Source organism: Petrimonas mucosa (assembly GCF_900095795.1).
Classification (GTDB): domain Bacteria; phylum Bacteroidota; class Bacteroidia; order Bacteroidales; family Dysgonomonadaceae; genus Petrimonas; species Petrimonas mucosa.
Genome location: NZ_LT608328.1, coordinates 3,577,546 through 3,596,029 on the forward strand (window position 1 = coordinate 3,577,546; position 18,484 = coordinate 3,596,029).

General features: G+C 51.6%; 12 protein-coding genes. 8 read left to right on the forward strand and 4 right to left on the reverse strand.

What is annotated here, in order from left to right; genetic code table 11:
• Positions 1–103 precede the first annotated feature (103 nt).
• On the forward strand, positions 104–1,075 hold the full coding sequence (locus ING2E5A_RS14335; RefSeq protein WP_161942047.1) for a BACON domain-containing protein: 972 nt from the start codon (positions 104–106) through the stop codon (positions 1,073–1,075).
• 19 nt (positions 1,076–1,094) lie between these two features.
• Positions 1,095–3,629, forward strand: a complete 2,535-nt coding sequence (locus tag ING2E5A_RS14340; protein ID WP_154670098.1) for a fimbrillin family protein — start codon at positions 1,095–1,097, stop codon at positions 3,627–3,629.
• Between the two features lie 14 nt (positions 3,630–3,643).
• On the opposite strand, the gene ING2E5A_RS14345 is transcribed toward ING2E5A_RS14340, so the two are convergent.
• Positions 3,644–4,780 carry a helix-turn-helix domain-containing protein gene (locus ING2E5A_RS14345; RefSeq protein WP_161942048.1) on the reverse strand — a complete coding sequence of 379 codons (1,137 nt, stop codon included), beginning with the start codon at positions 4,778–4,780 and terminating at the stop codon, positions 3,644–3,646.
• A 776-nt stretch (positions 4,781–5,556) separates the two neighbouring features.
• Here ING2E5A_RS14345 and ING2E5A_RS14350 point away from each other — a divergent pair.
• From ING2E5A_RS14350 to ING2E5A_RS14360, 3 genes are all read left to right on the forward strand, one after another.
• Positions 5,557–7,020 (forward strand): alpha-L-fucosidase, encoded by a 1,464-nt coding sequence (locus ING2E5A_RS14350; protein ID WP_071137998.1) that lies wholly within the window; start codon positions 5,557–5,559, stop codon positions 7,018–7,020.
• A 181-nt stretch (positions 7,021–7,201) separates the two neighbouring features.
• Positions 7,202–8,878, forward strand: a complete 1,677-nt coding sequence (locus ING2E5A_RS14355) for a right-handed parallel beta-helix repeat-containing protein (protein ID WP_071137999.1) — start codon at positions 7,202–7,204, stop codon at positions 8,876–8,878.
• Between the two features lie 23 nt (positions 8,879–8,901).
• On the forward strand, positions 8,902–11,310 hold the full coding sequence (locus ING2E5A_RS14360) for a glycoside hydrolase family 95 protein (RefSeq protein ID WP_071138394.1): 2,409 nt from the start codon (positions 8,902–8,904) through the stop codon (positions 11,308–11,310).
• Positions 11,311–11,318: 8 nt separating this feature from the next.
• On the opposite strand, the gene ING2E5A_RS14365 is transcribed toward ING2E5A_RS14360, so the two are convergent.
• The 3 genes from ING2E5A_RS14365 to porX are packed head-to-tail and all read right to left on the reverse strand — an operon-like array spanning position 11,319 to position 15,431.
• Positions 11,319–13,391: a tetratricopeptide repeat protein gene (locus tag ING2E5A_RS14365; RefSeq protein WP_071138000.1), complete on the reverse strand. Its 2,073-nt coding sequence runs from the start codon at positions 13,389–13,391 to the stop codon at positions 11,319–11,321.
• Between the two features lie 54 nt (positions 13,392–13,445).
• The gene (gene tsaE, locus ING2E5A_RS14370; protein ID WP_071138001.1) at positions 13,446–13,868 is read right to left on the reverse strand and encodes a tRNA (adenosine(37)-N6)-threonylcarbamoyltransferase complex ATPase subunit type 1 TsaE; all 423 of its coding nucleotides are present in this window, start codon (positions 13,866–13,868) and stop codon (positions 13,446–13,448) included.
• Between the two features lie 18 nt (positions 13,869–13,886).
• Entirely contained in the window at positions 13,887–15,431 is a 1,545-nt protein-coding gene (porX, locus tag ING2E5A_RS14375) for a T9SS response regulator signal transducer PorX (RefSeq protein WP_071138002.1), read from the reverse strand.
• Between the two features lie 191 nt (positions 15,432–15,622).
• Here porX and ING2E5A_RS14380 point away from each other — a divergent pair, with 191 nt between their 5' ends.
• The 3 genes from ING2E5A_RS14380 to ctlX are packed head-to-tail and all read left to right on the forward strand — an operon-like array spanning position 15,623 to position 18,415.
• Complete coding sequence (locus tag ING2E5A_RS14380; RefSeq protein ID WP_071138003.1) at positions 15,623–16,264, forward strand: 3-keto-disaccharide hydrolase; 642 nt, start codon at positions 15,623–15,625, stop codon at positions 16,262–16,264.
• 18 nt (positions 16,265–16,282) lie between these two features.
• Positions 16,283–17,512, forward strand: coding sequence for an ornithine--oxo-acid transaminase (gene rocD / locus ING2E5A_RS14385; RefSeq protein WP_071138004.1), 1,230 nt, complete (start codon positions 16,283–16,285; stop codon positions 17,510–17,512).
• Positions 17,513–18,415: a citrulline utilization hydrolase CtlX gene (gene ctlX / locus ING2E5A_RS14390; RefSeq protein WP_071138005.1), complete on the forward strand. Its 903-nt coding sequence runs from the start codon at positions 17,513–17,515 to the stop codon at positions 18,413–18,415.
• Positions 18,416–18,484 lie beyond the last annotated feature (69 nt).

Here is an 18,484-nt window from a genome sequence, read left to right on the forward strand (position 1 = left end):
TTTGTCTATTTGGGAAAAAACTCCTGCCGGTTAACACTATTTTTGCTGCCACGCCACGGCGCCAGCCGTTAGATAAATGAAGCATCAACACTTGAGAAATATCATGCAATCATCAACACTCGCACTATCTGTCATAGCCTTGATTCTATTCTTCCTGTCAGGCTGCGGTAAGGAAGAGGTCCCCGGTGGAGGGGGAAATGGGAATGGAAATAAAACAATCACCCTGGAGGTAACCGACACACCCATCCACTTTCCTGCTGAGGGGGGGAGCAAGGAGATCACAGTCACGACCAATGCTAAAAGTTGGAACGTCACGTCCAGCAAGACCTGGTGCACGGTCAGCAAGGGAGCCTCCAACTTCACGGTAACTGCAACTGAAAACAAGGCTTTCGCTCCTCCGGAGAATGCCATGTTAACCGTCACAGCAGAAGGGACTACCAAAAAGGTGACCATCGAGGTGACGCAGGATGCGGCCGTCGAACCGGCGGAAGCTTTCATCAAACCGGTTACCGATAAGGTGATCATGAATTATCAGGGGGGTTCTAACGGAATTGGGATTAAAACCAACATAACCGGGTGGAGTTGCCGCTCCGATCAGTCCTGGTGCCGGACAGAAAAAAATTCGGACGAAGGCATTAGCATCACCGTTGATGAAAGTTGGACGGGCAACATTCCCCGACAAGCCTTGGTCACCCTCTATGGGAATGAGGGCGACTCGCTCGCTTCCATCACGGTGTACCAGGATCCTTTGCCGGAGCTCTTCCTCTTCTCCCCTGTTGGGAACACCAACATACCCCTCCCCTCATATGGAGGAACCATCGTCGTTACGGTGATAACCAACGTGACCGAGTTCACCCTGGGATATGTTGGAGAGTGGTTGCAGGTGAATAAGATCAACGATACGCAGTTCACCATCACCTCAACGCCCAACAACAGCACCCAGATGAGACCGGGGCAGGAGATTATTGTCTATGCCAGCACACTGACTCAAAAACTATGGGTATACGAAGAAGAGGCGGAAGAGGCTTCCGACAATGATGATTACGATTACAATGACCCCACGGGATGGGATTAACCACAAACAGCAACTGATCATGAAAAGAACAAGAGATAGGAAAAACCTGCATAAATTCTCCCTGCTGGTGATTGGCCTCGCACTGCTTGGTTGTACCGCCGAACCGTTTGGACAGGGAGCAGCTCCCGGCGACAACGTATTGACAGCTACCATCATTGAGGGGGAAGAAACGACCCGAACCGCAGTGATTGATCATCCCGGCATCAAGGCAGAAGTCCGTTGGGAGGTGAACGACCGGATCGGCGTCTTCGGCAAGGGAGGGGGTAGCAACCTGCTCTTCACTGCCGGTGTGGATGACATCCTGGAAAACGGCAAAAAAGCCCGGTTCAGGACAACCGGCAGCATGCCCACGGGCGAGGTGACGGCCTATTACCCCTATCGGGAGGGAACTTCTATTGGCAACAACAGCGAGTTGACGCTCACCTTCCCGGCCACACAGCCCTATACCCTCAAGGAGCGGGTGTCGCAACCCTATGCCCCTGCTAACTTCATGGCCGGCAAGGGCAGTGCATCGGGCATCGGCTTCCGCAACCTCTTTGCGCTGCTCAAGGTGGGTTACAGCGGTACTGAGGGTGACCGTCTGCTCAAGGTACATTTCCGGGATCTCTCGGGCAAACCGGTGAGCGGGAGCTTCACGGTCGCCTGGAGCGACGGGATCCCCGATGCACGGTTTCCAGAGAGCGGCAGTGGAACCTCACTTACCCTTACCATCGACTGTGGTGAAGGAGTATTGCTCGATGGCACCCTGCACCATTTCTATCTCTTTATTCCTCCCCGCGACTACACAAAGGGATTTGAGGTGAAATTCGTGATGGATGACGGCAGTGAAGTGATAAAGACGATCGGTACAACATCGGGAAAAATGATTGAGCGCAGCAGGGTATACCCGGTGGGAGAGACGGTCACTACATCGGACGAAGTAGAATACAAACTGCAGGAGGATGCTACCCTGGTCGATGCGGAAAGAATGGAATATATCGTAGATGCCCGGGTGGTAAGCTATGACGAATGGGTCAATATGGTCAAATTACAAACCCACACGCTCTTTATGACGGTGAAAAAAGAGTTTGAACCCAGGATGGGTGAGGTATTGCTTTTCGATACTCCCTCCAAATTGTTCCCGGAAGGCTATATCGGCAGAATCGTCTCGGTGGGCAACCCCGAAAGCGAATACATTGCCGTGGTGGCTGAACCGGTGACCGATATCACCGAGGTGTTTGAAGAGCTCTCCCTGGGTGAACCGATCTGGAATGAAGATGGCACGATGAACGATGAGGGGGGCGTTGAGCTGGAACTCGGTGCCTACCTGAGCCGGGTGGAGACACCCGACGGGGAAACGGTGAGCTTCACCCAGAACGGTTCACAAATTGAACTTTCTTTGCCTACAACACGGGCCAGTGGAAGAAAAAGCTACAATTACTCCTCCGGCAACATGAGCTTTACGCTGGAGCCTGGCGACAACTCCGAAATTGAGGTTTCAGCCAGCATGGATCTCAGCATGCGGCTGCTGGTGGGCATCTTCGACAAGAAGCTGCACTATTTCCATGCCAGCATATCCCCCGACATCCAGCTTTCGGCCGATATGAGCATCGAGGTGGAGGCCGATGCGGTGGACAAATCGTTCCACCTGCTAACCGCCTATTTTGCCCCCATCCCCGTACCGCCGCTCACCATCGTGCCGGTGATCCGTTTTTACGGTGTTGCCGGTGTGGGGGGAGAAGTAGAGATCAGGGCAGGCATGAGCTACAGCGCCGCGATGGACCTCGGATTCTCCTACAACAGCAACGAGGGATTCAGAACCCGCAGCACCACCCGGGCATCCAGGTTCAGCGAGAATGGCCTCTCCTTCACAGGGGGTGAGTTGTCGGCCAATGTGCACACCACTGCAGGCGTAAGGGTAGATGCGGGCATCAAGGTATGGGGCGTGATGGAAGCGCTTTGCAGTGCCGATGCACGCATGAAGATGGGATACTACTGGGACTTCTTTGAACAGACCCAGAAGATGTCACTCAACACCGAGAGCAAGATCAAGGGATCGCTCACCACGCTGGGAGGTGTCTTCAATTACGAGACCGATGAGCTGACGCTGGAAGGAGATCCCATCTGGGAACGGTACTTCTCTCCCCTGTGCGATCCCCATGCCAGTGATGTCAACTTGTCGGCCGACAGCACACAGGTTCATTGCAAGTTCAAAGTGATGCGCCACCTGTTGCAGCCGGTGCAGATCGGGGCCATCCTATACAGCGGTGTACCATACGGCTATTTTGCAGACGGGATGCCATATGGCTTCAAACCCACAGAAAAGATCATGGAGGTTGATTTCGGACGAAGTTACATTGGATCGGGCATGTCGCGACGGGAGGACAACAGGGTTGTGTACGATGATTTCGAGCTGTTTGAACATACCTTTCCCTTCACGCCCGAGCCGGGTGGTTATTACGGCATCCTGCCGGCTAAAGGAACTGTTGGCAGTGGACTTTTTGGGGACATGGCGGTAAACATAATAGACTACTATGGACTCAGGTATTTCACCTTCAGGGGGAGGAAAGAGTAAGGTAGCTTCCAGGCCTAAACCTGCTGTTTTCTATACTTGCCGGGGGGCATACCGTAATTTTTCTCAAACGCCCGGTAAAAAGTGCTGTTCCCTGAAAAGCCGGAGTGAAGGCCCACCTCATCAATGGTCAGATGGGCATATTCAGGCAGGGTGAGAATCCCTTCGGCGTAACGCACCCGGTATTCGTTCACGAAATCGCTGAAGTTCATGTCGCGTCTGGCGTGAATCAACTTGGAGAGGTAGGTCCGGTTGGTACCTAACTCCAGTGCCACATCGGTCAGCCGCAGTTCCGGATTCTTGAAGATCTGGTCCACCTCGAAGAGTATCTCCAGTTTGGAATAGAGCAGGTCATATTCAATACCGGTCATCGTCTCACTCTCAAACGGTGGCTCGCAACTCTCACCCTGTAACTGATCCTCTTTGAGGTTACGGACGGTAAATTGCTGACGGTAACCGACGTAACTGACTCCAAAAAGCGCGATGGAGTGAGTGATGGAAGGAATTGCAAGCAGCGCGGTGCTGCCCGAAAAGAGGTTTTTCCCCAGCAGATTGGAGATAAAAGAGATCAATGCGGTGAGCACCATAAAGAAGAGCATCTGTCTGATGGTGGACAACTCCCTATTCTCCACATTCGAGTAGAAAGCCTTCACCTTCTTGTTGAACTCCTTGACCAGACGAAGCCCGAAATAGAGGGTCAGCAACACTTCAGTTGCAAAGATCACCTTGAAGAGGAAAATCCGCACCGCCTGCAGGCGGACAAGCAGTGTATGCTCCGACCGGGGAGGGCGGTTATAAAAGAGGAGTTCATGCGTCAACGTATCCAGTTCGGCGGGACTCATCAGCAGATAACAGACACCGGAAAAGAGGGAGAGCAACAGTGCCGGGGCCAATATCCAGCACCATCTCCAGTCGGTCTTGGAGTCTACCGTCAACAGGCGGATGTAGTAGTAGTAGATGGGATAGACTGCCAGTGAAGTGAAGACCCAGAAGCTGTCGATCAGACGGTATGCCGTATAATTGTGATTGAAATAGATCCAGTGTGCCGTATAATTCACCAGTGCGACGCCCAGAAAAAAGAGAAGAAAGCGCTTTGCAATATCGCTTGGCCTATCCAGCAAAAAGAGGACCAGCCAGAACAATACCACAAACATGGGCATAACACTAAAGAAGCAGTGTATCATTTTTCACGCATTGATAAACAGAGGTGTAAAAGTAGAAAAAAAAATAATTCAATCCGATACAACCCGCGCCCGTACGGGACTTTTTAACCTTGTATGAGACCTATAACCTGGGTCATTACGTGGGGGAAGCGCCATAACGAATAGTCTACAATGCTGACCTTCAATATCCTGCAACAGACATCGCCATTTGAGCAAGGTAAAAGGCGAAAAGGATAGGAAGAGATTATTTAGCTCTTTTTAACATTTCACACGGGTAGATTTATCCTTTTTGTCAAAAAAAAAAGCCTTCACAAAACTGCTTATTATGCTTCATAACATATGAATCTTTACAAAGATGTAAATAAGATAACTTATATTTGCATCATCTCAGTACAGTACAGGATACACTCCATAATTTGATAAATCCTAACAACAATGTGAAACCGTTACTTAACCCCTGCACCTGATCTATCGCTTAATCGACGAAACATCAATAAACATTTAAGATACTAAATACAAGTTCATTACATAAACAACAAATGGTTCAGGCACAAAGCAACACTCAAATATCACTCGATTTTACGGTAACAATTATACCAAAATATCACTTAACGGCGATAAATCTGCCAGATGTAACCAACCTAATCTGTATTAACTTGTAAAACGAGACCAGAATGAGAGAGACTCGACTTATCAATGGAGAGGCGTGTTGTTCGCCATGCTGTGGAGAATGGTACTATTGATCAAATCTATAAATATCGAATAAAATGAGACTATTTAGCACCAAGGGAATCATCTCTTTCTGTTTTATCGCTTCAATAGTTGTTTCATGTAAAACAGAAGTAAACGTTGCTCCTCCCGAACCGGTCTATCCTGTTCCTTCGGACAATCAGTTGGCCTGGCACGAGATGGAGATGAACGCCTTTATCCATTTCACCACAAATACATTCACCGACCTTGAGTGGGGTTACGGTGACGAGAAGGAGTCAATCTTCAATCCAACAGCATTGGATGTCGATCAATGGGTGACCAATATCAAGGAGACCGGTTTCAAGGGGATAATATTGACTTGCAAACATCACGACGGTTTTTGCTTATGGCCGTCACAATTCACCGAGCACTCAATAAAAAAGAGTCCCTACAAGAACGGACAGGGTGATATCGTGAAGGAGTTGAGTGACGCATGCAAGAGAGACGGCCTGAAGTTTGGAGTCTATCTCTCTCCCTGGGACAGGAATCATAAAGATTACGGAAACCCCGACTATATTCTCTACTACCGCAATCAGATAAAAGAGCTGTTTACCAATTACGGTGATATTTTTGAAATGTGGTTTGACGGAGCAAACGGAGGAACTGGCTATTATGGAGGCGCAAGGGAAAGTAGAAGCATCGACCGGGAGACCTATTATGACTGGCCAACCACACTGCGTCAAATCAGAGAGCTTCAACCCAATGTACTCTTCTTCAGCGATGCCGGTCCCGATATCCGCTGGGTAGGGAATGAGCGGGGGTTCGTCAACGAGACAAATTGGAACACGATTACGCCCGATACATTATACGCGGGCAAGTCGGGCATCAACAAACTCTTGAATACGGGCTCAATCGACGGGACTAAATGGATACCGGCAGAAGTAGATGTCTCCATCAGACCGGGATGGTTTTATCATGAAAAAGAGGATTCGATGGTTAAAACCCCGGAAGAGTTATTTGAGATCTATCTCACCTCCGTAGGACGAGGGTCACTCCTCCTGTTGAATATTCCTCCCGACAAGAGAGGCTTGATACACGAGAACGATATAAAGTCGCTTAAAGGATTCCGAAAAATTCTGGATGAGACTTTTGCTAACAACCTGGCCGCCGGATCCAAGATAATGGCAAGTAATTATCGCGGCAAATCAGAGAAGTATGCAGCGACAAATCTTATTGACAACAAGAAGGATAGCCATTGGGCAACTGACGACGATACCATTGCCGCCAATCTGGAAATTTCGTTGAAAAAACCGCAACTTGTTTCATATATTCTATTGCAAGAGCAGATTAAACTGGGTCAACGGGTGAAATCGTTCTCAGTTGAAACCTGGGACGGTAAGAAATGGGTAGCGGCAGCCACCGGTACAACCATCGGGTACAAGAGAATCCTTAAAATTGACCCGGTAACGACATCGAAGATAAGAGTGAATATTCTCGAGGCCAAAGCCTCGCCGGTGTTGAACAATATTGAGCTCTACTGATCAAAACAAGATTGCCGGCTCTGTTGCCGGAAGAGAGAGCGTTTAAGACCGGGAGGTTGTTCCCTGGCAAACTGGTGATCTGGAACCTGCCTGGCCTCGCGGAATCATCCGATTTCCTCCACATATTTAGCAGATCTGAGCTCTTTTTGATTATTTTTGTTTCTCGATTCATTTTCAAATTATGCCAAGAAAGATCTATTTACTCGTTATCTCCTTGATAGTCTGTCTAGGATGCTCCACAAAAAAAACTGAGTATACATTTGATGTAAAACCCGACACAACGGTAGACGCATCAATTGCGGCTGTTAAGCTGATTGAACAGCTGAAAGCGCGAAAAGATACGGCACACGTTACGGTTGTTATCCCCAAAGGGCGGTACGATTTCTATCCCGACACTGCCTTCTCTCGCGAATATTACATCTCGAATCACGACCAGAGCAACCCCAGGAAGGTGGGGTTTGCACTCGAAAACCTGCAGAACGTAACCATCGACGGACAGGGTTCGGAGTTTATCTTTCACGGTCGGATGATCCCCTTTGCCATCCTGAAAGGGCAAAACATCACCTTGAAAAACTTCTCCATCGACTTTGAGATACCTGCCTTGCACCAGCTCAACATTGTTGAGGTGGATCCGGACAAGGATGAGCTGCTGGCTGAGATCTATCCCGGCGGAAATTACCGCATTGACGACGGGAAGCTTGTTCTTTTGGGTGAAGGTTTCGAAGTGATTCCAAAGAGTTCAATGGCGTTCCGCCCGGACAAACACCTGACTTACAACCGTCAGGACATAAGTTTCAACCCAGAGTCGGTTACCGAAGCTTCACCCGATCATTTGTGCATCAGGGGGTGGGACCAGGTAAAGTTAACCTCACCGGGTGAACGGTATGTTCTCCGTTCGTGGGAACGTCCTGCTCCCGGCATCTTTATCGGTGAAAGCAGCAACACCGTCATTGAGAATGTTCAGGTACACTATGCCGAGGGGATGGGTCTGTTGGCACAAATGAGCGAAAATATCACCTTGGACCGGTTCTCCGTTTGCCTGAAAGAGAACGATTCCCTTCGCTATTTCACCACCCAGGCCGATGCAACTCACTTTTCGGCGTGCAAAGGGGTGATTCTCTCCCGAAACGGACTCTATGAAATGATGGCCGATGACGCCATCAATGTCCACGGGACCTACTTGCGGGTCACCAAACGTATAAACGACAACACAATACAGGCGAGGTACATGCACCCACAGGCTTGGGGATTCAAGTGGGGTGAAACTGGAAGATACGGAATTGAAAACCTCACCTGGACTCCCGAAGTGATTTTCTCTGACAACATCATCCGCAACAACCGTGCGCGCGGTGCGCTCTTCAGCACACCTAAACGGGTAATCTGCGAGAACAACCTTTTCGACCATACCCACGGGACGGCAATTTTGCTATGCGGGGACTGCAATGGATGGTACGAAACCGGAGCCTGCAAGGAGGTGATCATCAGAAACAACCGCTTTATCAATGGCCTTACTGCATACTATCAGTTTACAAACGCCATTATCTCCATCTATCCCGAGATACCTAACCTCAAGGATCAACAGCGGTTCTTCCACTCGGGTATTCTCATTGAAAAGAATATATTCGAGACGTTCGACCGTCCGCTCGTCTATGCCAAATCGACCGACGGGCTGACTATCCGAAACAACAGTGTCACCTACAATACAGATTTTGAACCGTTTCACTGGAACAAACACCCGTTCTTCTTTGAACGGGTACGCAACGTTCTGATCGAAAACAACCACTTCGAGAGTGGATGGGATGCAGAGCGTGATATTCGGACAGAACTCTCGTCAAAAGATGCGGTTAGCGTAAAATAATCTACAATATAATGGGAAATCCGATGAAAATTACAGTCACTCTTCTGGCAGTAGTCACACTGCTTTCCTGCACGGCATCTGCCGAAACGGCAAATGAACTTGCTCTGCGATACAACAAACCGGCGTCGACCTGGGAGGAGACACTTCCCCTGGGTAACGGACGCATCGGCATGATGCCGGATGGGGGAATAGATCGGGAACTTGTGGTGCTCAACGACATCACCATGTGGTCGGGCAGCGAGGACCCCGAAGCGATCAATCCCGAGGCAATCGGCTATCTGCCGAAGATCCGTGAGCTGCTGCTTGCAGGAAAGAACGGGGATGCACAACGAATCATGTACGAACATTTCAGGTGTGGAGGTGTGGGCTCTTCAGGCGGTAAAAGCAAGAATGCCCCCTACGGCTGTTTCCAGATGCTGGGAAACCTCCGTATCAACTACCAATACCCTCATCAGGAAGCGGCAGACAACTACCAGCGGAAATTGTCGCTCAACGATGCGGTAGCATCGACCAGCTTCACCAGGGGTGGAATCACCTACAACCGCGAATATCTTGCATCGCACAGCGATGATGTGCTGGCTATCCGTGTGGCAGCCGACAGGAGAGGTGCTGTCTCATTCGAATTAGAACTGAGCCGCCCAGAGAGGGCTACCATCTCGGTGAAAGGGGAGAGCCTCATCATGGAGGGACAACTCAATGATGGCCACAATGGCGACAAGGGTGTCAGATACCTGACCAAAGTAGAGATCGTGAATAAGGGTGGAACAGTGTCGGCAGGCAACAAAAGCCTCTCGCTATCCAATGCCGATGAAGCGATTATCCTCATCTCCACCTCGACCGACATGCTCGACAAGGAGTATCTGGCGACTGTTGACCGGTTACTCGAGCGGGCCAAAAGGTTTTCGTTCGTAAAGATGAAGCGGGCCCATACCGCACTCTACAAGGAGAAGTTCGACCGTGTGGAGCTCTGGCTTGGAGAACAGGACAACAGCAGAACTACCGACAAACGGCTAGCCGCTTTCCAAAAGGAGGAGGATCCTTCATTTGCCGCGCTCTACTTCCAGTATGGCCGCTATCTGATCATCTGCGGCACGAATGAACGGACGCTGCCGCTCAACCTTCAAGGGTTGTGGGCCAATCAGGTGCAGACTCCCTGGAATGGCGACTACCACCTCAACATCAATGTACAGATGAATTACTGGCCGGTGGAGGTGTGTAACCTTTCTGAACTGCATCAACCGCTGATCACATTCACCCAGTCGCTTGTACCCTCGGGAGAGGCCACGGCAAAAGCTTTTTACGGAGCCGAAGGGTGGCTGGCCCATATGATGAGCAATCCGTGGAAATTCACTGCCCCGGGCGAACACGCATCGTGGGGGGCGACCAACACGGGGGGCGCATGGCTCTGTGCTCACCTTTGGGAGCACTTCGCCTTCTCGCAGGACAAGGAGTACCTGCGCACCATCTATCCGACACTTGCCGGAGCAGCCAAGTTCTTCCTCAGCGGCATGATTGCAGAACCCAAGAACGGATGGCTCGTTACCGCTCCCTCCTCTTCACCCGAAAACGGCTTCTACATTCCCGGGGATAAAGACCGGATCTTTGTATGCATGGGGCCTACCATGGATGTCCAACTGATAAAGGAACTCTTTACCAATGTTCTGTCGGCCGCATCAATTCTGGGCATCGAGGACGGGACAACTGCCCGGATCCGGGAGACGCTGCCCAAGCTTCCCCCGATGCAGATCAGTTCCAGCGGTTATCTGCAGGAGTGGCTCGAAGACTACAGGGAGGCGGATCCCCAACATCGTCACGTTTCACATCTCTACGGTCTCTATCCGTCGAACCAGATATCACCCAACACCACACCTGAACTGGCAGCAGCCGCCCGCGAAACGCTGGAGCGTCGTGGTGACGGCGGCACCGGCTGGTCGCGCGCATGGAAGATCAACTTCTGGGCCCGCCTGCAAGATGGCAACCGGGCCTACAAACTGCTGAAGAATCTGCTGGAACCTACTGCCGGTGACGAAATCAGCATGAGTAGCGGTGCAGGAACCTACGCCAACCTCTTTTGCGCCCATCCTCCATTTCAGATTGACGGCAACCTGGGAGGAACTGCAGGAATTGCCGAGATGCTGATCCAGAGCCAGGATGGGTATATCCAGCTGCTACCTGCCCTGCCCGACAGATGGGCCTCCGGAAGCTTCAAGGGGTTGAGGGTACGCGGCGGTGCCGAGGTGGATGCCAGCTGGAAAAACAGCCGCCTGTTATCTGCAACTCTTCGCGCTGAAACCGGCGGAACCTTCAGGGTGAAAGTCCCCGATCACGTTACCGCTGTAAAACGGAACGGGAAAAGGATAACTGTTGAAAACGGATATATCGCGCTCGAGTTGAAAAAGGGTCAGGAGGCAAGAGTGGAGTTTATCTCCTGACCAAACTATCACTGCATCCGCTTGATGATACTGTAAGATTGTACCACTCCCAGCTCTCCGGCTTTCCGGAGATCGTCGAGACCGGCTGCAGTATCTCCGATCGACAGACGCGACAATCCCCGGTTGAAATAGGCTTCGGCAAACTGCGGCTCGATCTTCAGCGCCTTGGTATAACTGTCGATCGCCGCCCGGTAATCCTTTTCGAGGCTGTAGATCTCTGCCATGTTGTAGTAGGCAAAAATGAAGTTGGGATCGAGTCGCAACACCGTCTCATAATCCTTGAGAATAGCATCGTACCGGAACGACTTGGTGGAGATTTCGGGCACTTTTGCACGGGGAACCTGTGGCAGCTCGTTCAGCCTGTCTGCCGGGTTCACTCCGACCGAGGGCTCCGGTTTAGTCGTTTCGGACGGCAACATTGGCTCGATTTCGAGCTGTTTGGTCATGATCACCGCACGCACAAAATAGGATTGCATGAAGTCGGGCTGCAGTTCGATGGCCCGGTTGATATCTTTCAGGGCATTCTCGTAATCCTGGACCAGCATGAAGTCCATCCCCCTGCCGAAATAGAGTCGGGCATCGTTGGGCCGTTCCACCATCAACCTCGAATAGTTGTCGATGGAACGGAAATGCGACTGCACCTGCAACTCGTTCAGCGCGGCCTCGTTGTTCACCGCCTTAAGCCTCCAGTTGAGGTTCAGCATCTCGTTGGCCCTCTCCAGCGATTCGGAGAAGTAGACCGGCCGGCTCACCTCGAATCCCTTGTCGTAATAGGTCAGCACAAACTTTGGCTCGAGCGCGATCTTGGCATTGAGATCCTGTACCCGGCCCCGCGACTCGCGCTGGTATCTGCTCCGGCTCTTCTCCGTTGCCTCCTTGTCGGCGACCACCAGCAGGTTGAACTTTTCAATATCCTTGTCGGTCTCCTCCCTGGTATCCTTCGCTTCTGCCGCCAGCTTCCTTCCATCCACCGCATCTACCGTTGCCCGTTGTTTGGCCTTGGCCTCCTCGTTGCGTGCAGTGAGGAAGTCCCGCTCAGCGCCGCGAAGATCATTCAGCTGCCGTTTCATCTCGGCACGCATGTAATAGCCCGAGAAGAAATCGGGATGCTCCTCGAGCACCACATCCATATCACGGATGGCGCTCAGATTGTCACCTATCTCGGCATAGAGCATCGCCCGGTTGATATAGGCCATCGTATTGTCGGGTTGAAGTTCGATAACCTTGTCGAAATCCTTGATCGCCCGGTTGTTGTCGGCCACCTGTGCACGCAGCAATCCGCGGTTGAAGCGGGCAATCAGGTTGTTTTCGTCCATCTCGATCACCCGGTCGTAATCGGCCATCGCTCCCCGCAGATCGTTCAGGTAATACTTCACCAGCCCCCGATTGATATAGTTCCCGGCAAAATAGGGATCGAGCCTGATCGCCTCATCCAGGTCGGCCAGCGCCTTGTTGTACTCCTTCAGCTGGAACTGCAACACACCGCGTGCTGCAAACGACTGAGCAGTATAGGGATCTATCTCGATCGCCTTATCGTAATCGGCCAGCGCCTTCAGCGTATCTTTCTGCTCGAGATACATCTGTCCGCGGGTCAGGTAGCCTGGAATATAGTCGGGAAAACGGCGCAGCAGCACCTCGAAAAATTTCTCCGCCACCTCATACTGCTTCAGCTCGACGTTCACGATGGCCATGTTCACCAACGTGAGCCGGTCTTCAGGAAAGAACTCCAGGCTTCGCTGATAGTCGGCAGCAGCCAGTTCGAATTTCTCCTGATTCTGCCTGGCTGCTCCGCGAAGCTGGTAGGCAGCCGTATAGTAGGGATTCCGTTCGATGCAGAGGTTGGCATCCTCTTCTGCCCCCTTGAAGTCGTCGAGCATGAATTTCGACAAGGCACGGAAGTAGTAGGGATCGGCCAGGTAAGGCTTAGCGCCGATCACCTGGTTGAAATATTGTATGGCCAACACATAGTCCTCGAAGTAAAGGGCATTCTTGCCGATCATCATCACCCGGTCGGTATTCACCTGTGATGTGGCCAGCAGTGTGGAGAGAAACAAGCAAACGGATATGGCTATCTTTTTCATCTATTCGGGTATTCTTTTTACTGAACTTGTTGGATTGCTTTCTGCCCGACGCGTTTAATTATCCCGCCGAGTTTCGATCGTCCGCACACCGTCGTCGGAACCGTCAATATAGACCTTCACGGTACCGGCAGGGAGCAGGGGCTCGATGCGCTCGGGCCATTCGATGAAACAGAGGTTTCCACTGTAGAAATAGTCCTCATAACCGAAGTCGAAAGCCTCCTCCAGTTTATTGATACGATAGAAATCGAAATGGAAGATGGAGTTGCCCCCTCCATCCCGATACTCGTTGATGATGGCAAAAGTGGGACTGGTGATGGTCTCCTCCACTCCCAGCTCCTCGCACAGGGCCTTGATGAAAGTGGTCTTGCCCGCACCCATTGCGCCGTAAAAGGCAAACACCTTCTCATCACCCATGCCGGAAATAAATTGGCGGGCAGCTTCGCCGATTCCTGAAATATCCTCAATTTTCAACTGCATACTCATTTGCTTTTTGCTCTATCTGGCCTGTAATGTCACCAATGGCACAATCATCTCCTCCATCGAGACACCTCCGTGCTGAAACGTATTTTCGTAGTAAGAGACGTAGTGGTTGAACCGGTTGGGGTAGACGAAGAAATCGTCGCCGAGGGCGAAGATGTATCTCGTACTGATATTGGGTGATGGCAATCCCGCTTTTTCCGGGTGGGTGATGCTGAACACCCTCTTCGGATCGTAGGTGAGGTTTCGCCCCACCTTGTAGCGCAGATTGGCATTGACACTCTTCTCGCTCTCCACCTTTTGCGGATGGCGAACGCGGATGGTTCCGTGATCGGTTGTCAGGAGCACCCGCCCCCGCCTCTCCGCGATCTTTTTCAACAACCCGATGAGAGGTGAGTGACGGAACCAGGAACGGGTAATTGACCGGTAAGCCGGCTCATCCGGAGCCAGTTCGCGGATCATTGGCGACTCGGTACGTGCATGCGACAACATATCTATAAAATTGAAGACCACCACGTTCAGTTCGTTTCGTTCAAGCGAGGCAAAATTCTGGACAAGCTTCTCCCCTTCGGCATTCGTGCTGATCTTGTGGTAGGAATAGCGCTCTTTCCGGTTGAAACGCTCCAGCAGCGATCGCAGAAGCAGCTCTTCCGACAAGTTTTTTCCTTCAGCCTCTCCCTCGCCGACCCACAATCCGGGAAACCTTTTCGACAACTGCAGCGGAGTCAATCCGGAAAAGATGGCATTACGCGCATATTGGGTGGCCGTTGGCAAAATGCTGAAGCAGGTATCCTCGGTATAGGTGAAAAGGTCCGATACCAGGCTTTTGATGGCCAACCACTGGTCGTACCGGAAATTATCGATCAGGATGAAGAAGATCTTTTCGCCCTTGTCGAGCTCCGGCAATAACCTTTGCTGAAGGAGCCCGTGACTCAGTAGCGGTGCCGACTCCGGATCCAGCAACCAGTTCTCGTAGTTTTGCGTCACGAATTTTCCGAATCTGACGTTCGCTTCCGATTTTTGTGCCGCCAGCAGTTCCTGCAGCGGGTGTTGCGACCGGGAGAACTCGATTTCCCAGAATGTCAATTTCTTATATATTGAGACCCATTCGTCTGCCCTCCGGCATTCATTCATCTCGCGGCTCAACCGGCCAAACTCCTCCCGATAGTGAATCGTATTGGACTCGCTGATGATCTCCTCCTTCTCCAACCTTTTCTTGATGGTCATCAGTATCTGGTTGGGATTGACAGGCTTGATCAGGTAATCGGCAATCTTCTTGCCGATAGCCTTTTCCATGATCCCCTCATCTTCGCTCTTGGTGATCATCACCACCGGCAGGTCGGGATGAGAGGAGGCAATCTCGGTGAGCGTCTCCAGCCCCGACAGTCCGGGCATGTGTTCATCCAGAAAGAGGATGTCGTAGACCGAAGTCCGGCACTTCTCAATGGCATCGCGTCCGCTATTCACGGTATCCACCCCATACCCCTTCTCCTCCAGAAAAAGGATATAAGGCTTGAGCAGGTCAATCTCGTCGTCCGCCCATAAGATGTGCGCTTTGTTCATTCCTCTCGTACGGTTTTGCTGAACTAGATTGAGCAAAAATATGCATTTATTGGCTATCTCACAATCATTTTTTGCTTTTTTAGGACTATATCGGTTGTCGTAGCGCTTTTATGGTTTCAAGCTGACTTGTTTCTCATCATTTTTACTTAACTTTGTTAACGAGATCTATTCACCAACAACATATTAATCAGATGAAAAAGACAAACGTAACGCTCTTCGCCGCACTGCTTCTGCTTGCTCCGGCGTGCATGCAACAGGAAAAGGAGACAATTTTCAACGGAAAGGATTTATCGAACTGGAACTTCGTTGTAGAGAACGATGCCGTACCCGCAGATCAGGTTTTCACTGTGGATGAAGGCCAGATATCCATCAAGGGGGAACCGATTGGCTACATGTATACGAAGGAGAAGTATGCCAACTACACCCTGGAACTGGAGTATCGCTGGGCAGACGAGGCGAGCAACAGCGGAATCTTCGTGCTGATTGAAGATCCAAAAAATCCCTTCCCCACATGCGTGGAGGTACAGCTTGCAGCGGGCAAGGCGGGCGACTTCGTATTGCTTGGCGGATCGGACGTGAAAGAGTACCAACTTCCTGAAGGGGTGACGGAACGTCCGAAATTCCCGGTTGTAGAGAAGGAGCAACCTTCAAGTGAAAATCCGGCCGGTGAGTGGAACCGGGTAAAGATCACCGTTCAGGACGGGGTTATCGACGTATATGTGAACGATGTGCACCAGAACCGGGGAACCGGCAGGGTCAAGGAGGGACACATCGGACTGCAGAGCGAGGGGAAAAGGATTCTCTTCCGGAACCTGGTGCTGACACCGATGTAAAAAACAATACCCCTGGCCATGTTGATCTCGGAAAAATCACAACACTATATCGATCTGGAAGAGCGGTACGGCGCACACAACTACCATCCGCTTCCCGTTGTCCTCGCAAGGGGAAGAGGTCTCTATCTCTGGGATGTTGACGGTAAGAGGTATTTCGACTTCCTCTCCGCCTATTCAGCAGTGAACCAGGGACATTGCCACCCGAAGATCGTCGAGGCGCTCACCAGGCAGGCGGAGACCCTCTGTCTCACCTCGCGTGCATTTTACAACGACTGCCTCGGTCCGTACGAAGCGTTCATGCACAGCTATTTCGGGTACGACAAGATGCTGCCGATGAACTCCGGAGCGGAAGCGGTAGAGACGGGACTGAAACTTGCCCGGAAATGGGGATACCTGAACAAGGGGATTCCCGAAAATGAAGCGATTATCGTTGCCTGTGAAGGGAATTTCCACGGCCGCACCATCACGATCGTGTCGATGTCGACCGATGGTGAGGCGCGGGCCGAATATGGCCCCTACACTCCCGGCATCGAGGTGATCCCCTACAACGACCTGGAGGCACTCCAGCAGGTATTTGAAGAGAAGGGGGAGCGAATTGCCGGATTTCTGGTTGAACCGATACAGGGCGAAGCGGGTGTTGTTGTGCCCGATGAGGGATACCTGAAAGCGTGCAAACAACTCTGCGAAGCACATGATATCCTCTTTATCGCCGATGAGGTACAGACCGGTATCGCCCGTACGGGGAGGCTGCTGTGCTGTGATCACGAGGGGGTCAGGCCCGACATCCTTATCCTGGGGAAGGCCCTCTCCGGAGGTGTTTTGCCTGTCTCTGCCGTGCTTGCCGACGACCAGGTGATGCTGACTGTTAAGCCGGGACAGCACGGGTCGACCTTCGGTGGTTTCCCTATCGCCTGTAAAGTGGCGGTTGCCGCATTGGAGGTGGTCAAGGAGGAGAGACTGGCAGAAAGGGCAGCTACCCTGGGAGAACTCTTCCGCCAAGAACTGAACGGCTTCAGCAGCCCGTTTGTGAAGCAGGTCAGGGGAAAAGGGCTGCTCAACGCAATCGTCGTCGAGCCCCACAACGGCAAGGAGGCTTGGGATATCTGTCTTGCGATGGCAGAGAAGGGGCTGCTGGCAAAACCGACACACCGCCATATCATCCGCTTCGCACCTCCGTTGATGATTACCGAAGAGGAGATCAGGGAGGCAATCGGAATTATCAAGGATTCGATAAGATCACTGGAGTAGATGCAAACCTCATCAAGGATATTGATGGTCAGGCCTGCCCGGTTCGCATTCAACGAAGCGACGGCAACCAACAACTTCTTTCAGCGGAAGAGGGGGCAGGAGAGGGTGGAGGAAGGAGCCCTGGAGGAGTTTGACGCATATGTCAGCCTCCTCAGGAGCAACGACGTGGAGGTGTTTGTAATGCAGGACACTCCGGAACCCTCCACTCCCGATGCAATTTTTCCCAATAACTGGTTCTCCTCCCATCTTACGGGGGAGTTGGTCCTTTATCCCATGTTTGCCGAAAACCGCCGTCTGGAGAGGAAGCCCCATCTGCTCGATTTTTTACGCCGGAGGCTGAATCACACCAAACTGATCGATCTTACACCCTGGGAAGAGAAGGGCGAGTTCCTGGAGGGCACGGGAAGCATGGTTTTCGACCGTGTCAAGCGGGTTGCCTACTGTTGCCGCTCATCCCGCACATCGGAAAAGGTACTGGCAGAGTTCTCCGCCCGGATGAACTTCGATCCGGTGGTTTTCGACGCGGTCGACCGGAACGGAAATCCGGTCTACCACACCAACGTGATGATGGGGATCGGGACACAGGTGGCCGTTGTCTGCCTCGAGGCAATCGGGTCGGAGGGCGACCGCAATAAGGTAACGACACGGTTGCATGCTGCCGGAAAAGTGATCGTGGAGATCTCAGTCGACCAGATGGAGCAGTTTGCCGGGAATATGTTGGAGCTGAAAAGCCGTAACGGCACTCCCCTGATGGTGATGTCGGCCACTGCCCGAAAGTCGCTCTCATCGGAGCAGGAGAAGATTATCTCCACCTACAACAAGATCCTGTCGCCCGAGCTGACCACCATTGAAACCAACGGGGGAGGTTCTGCCCGCTGCATGATCGCAGAGCTGTTTCATTGATTCACTGCAAATTTTACCGTAAAAAACAGTATGTTGACATTTTTTTTCTTTTCTTTGTGATGTAATGCT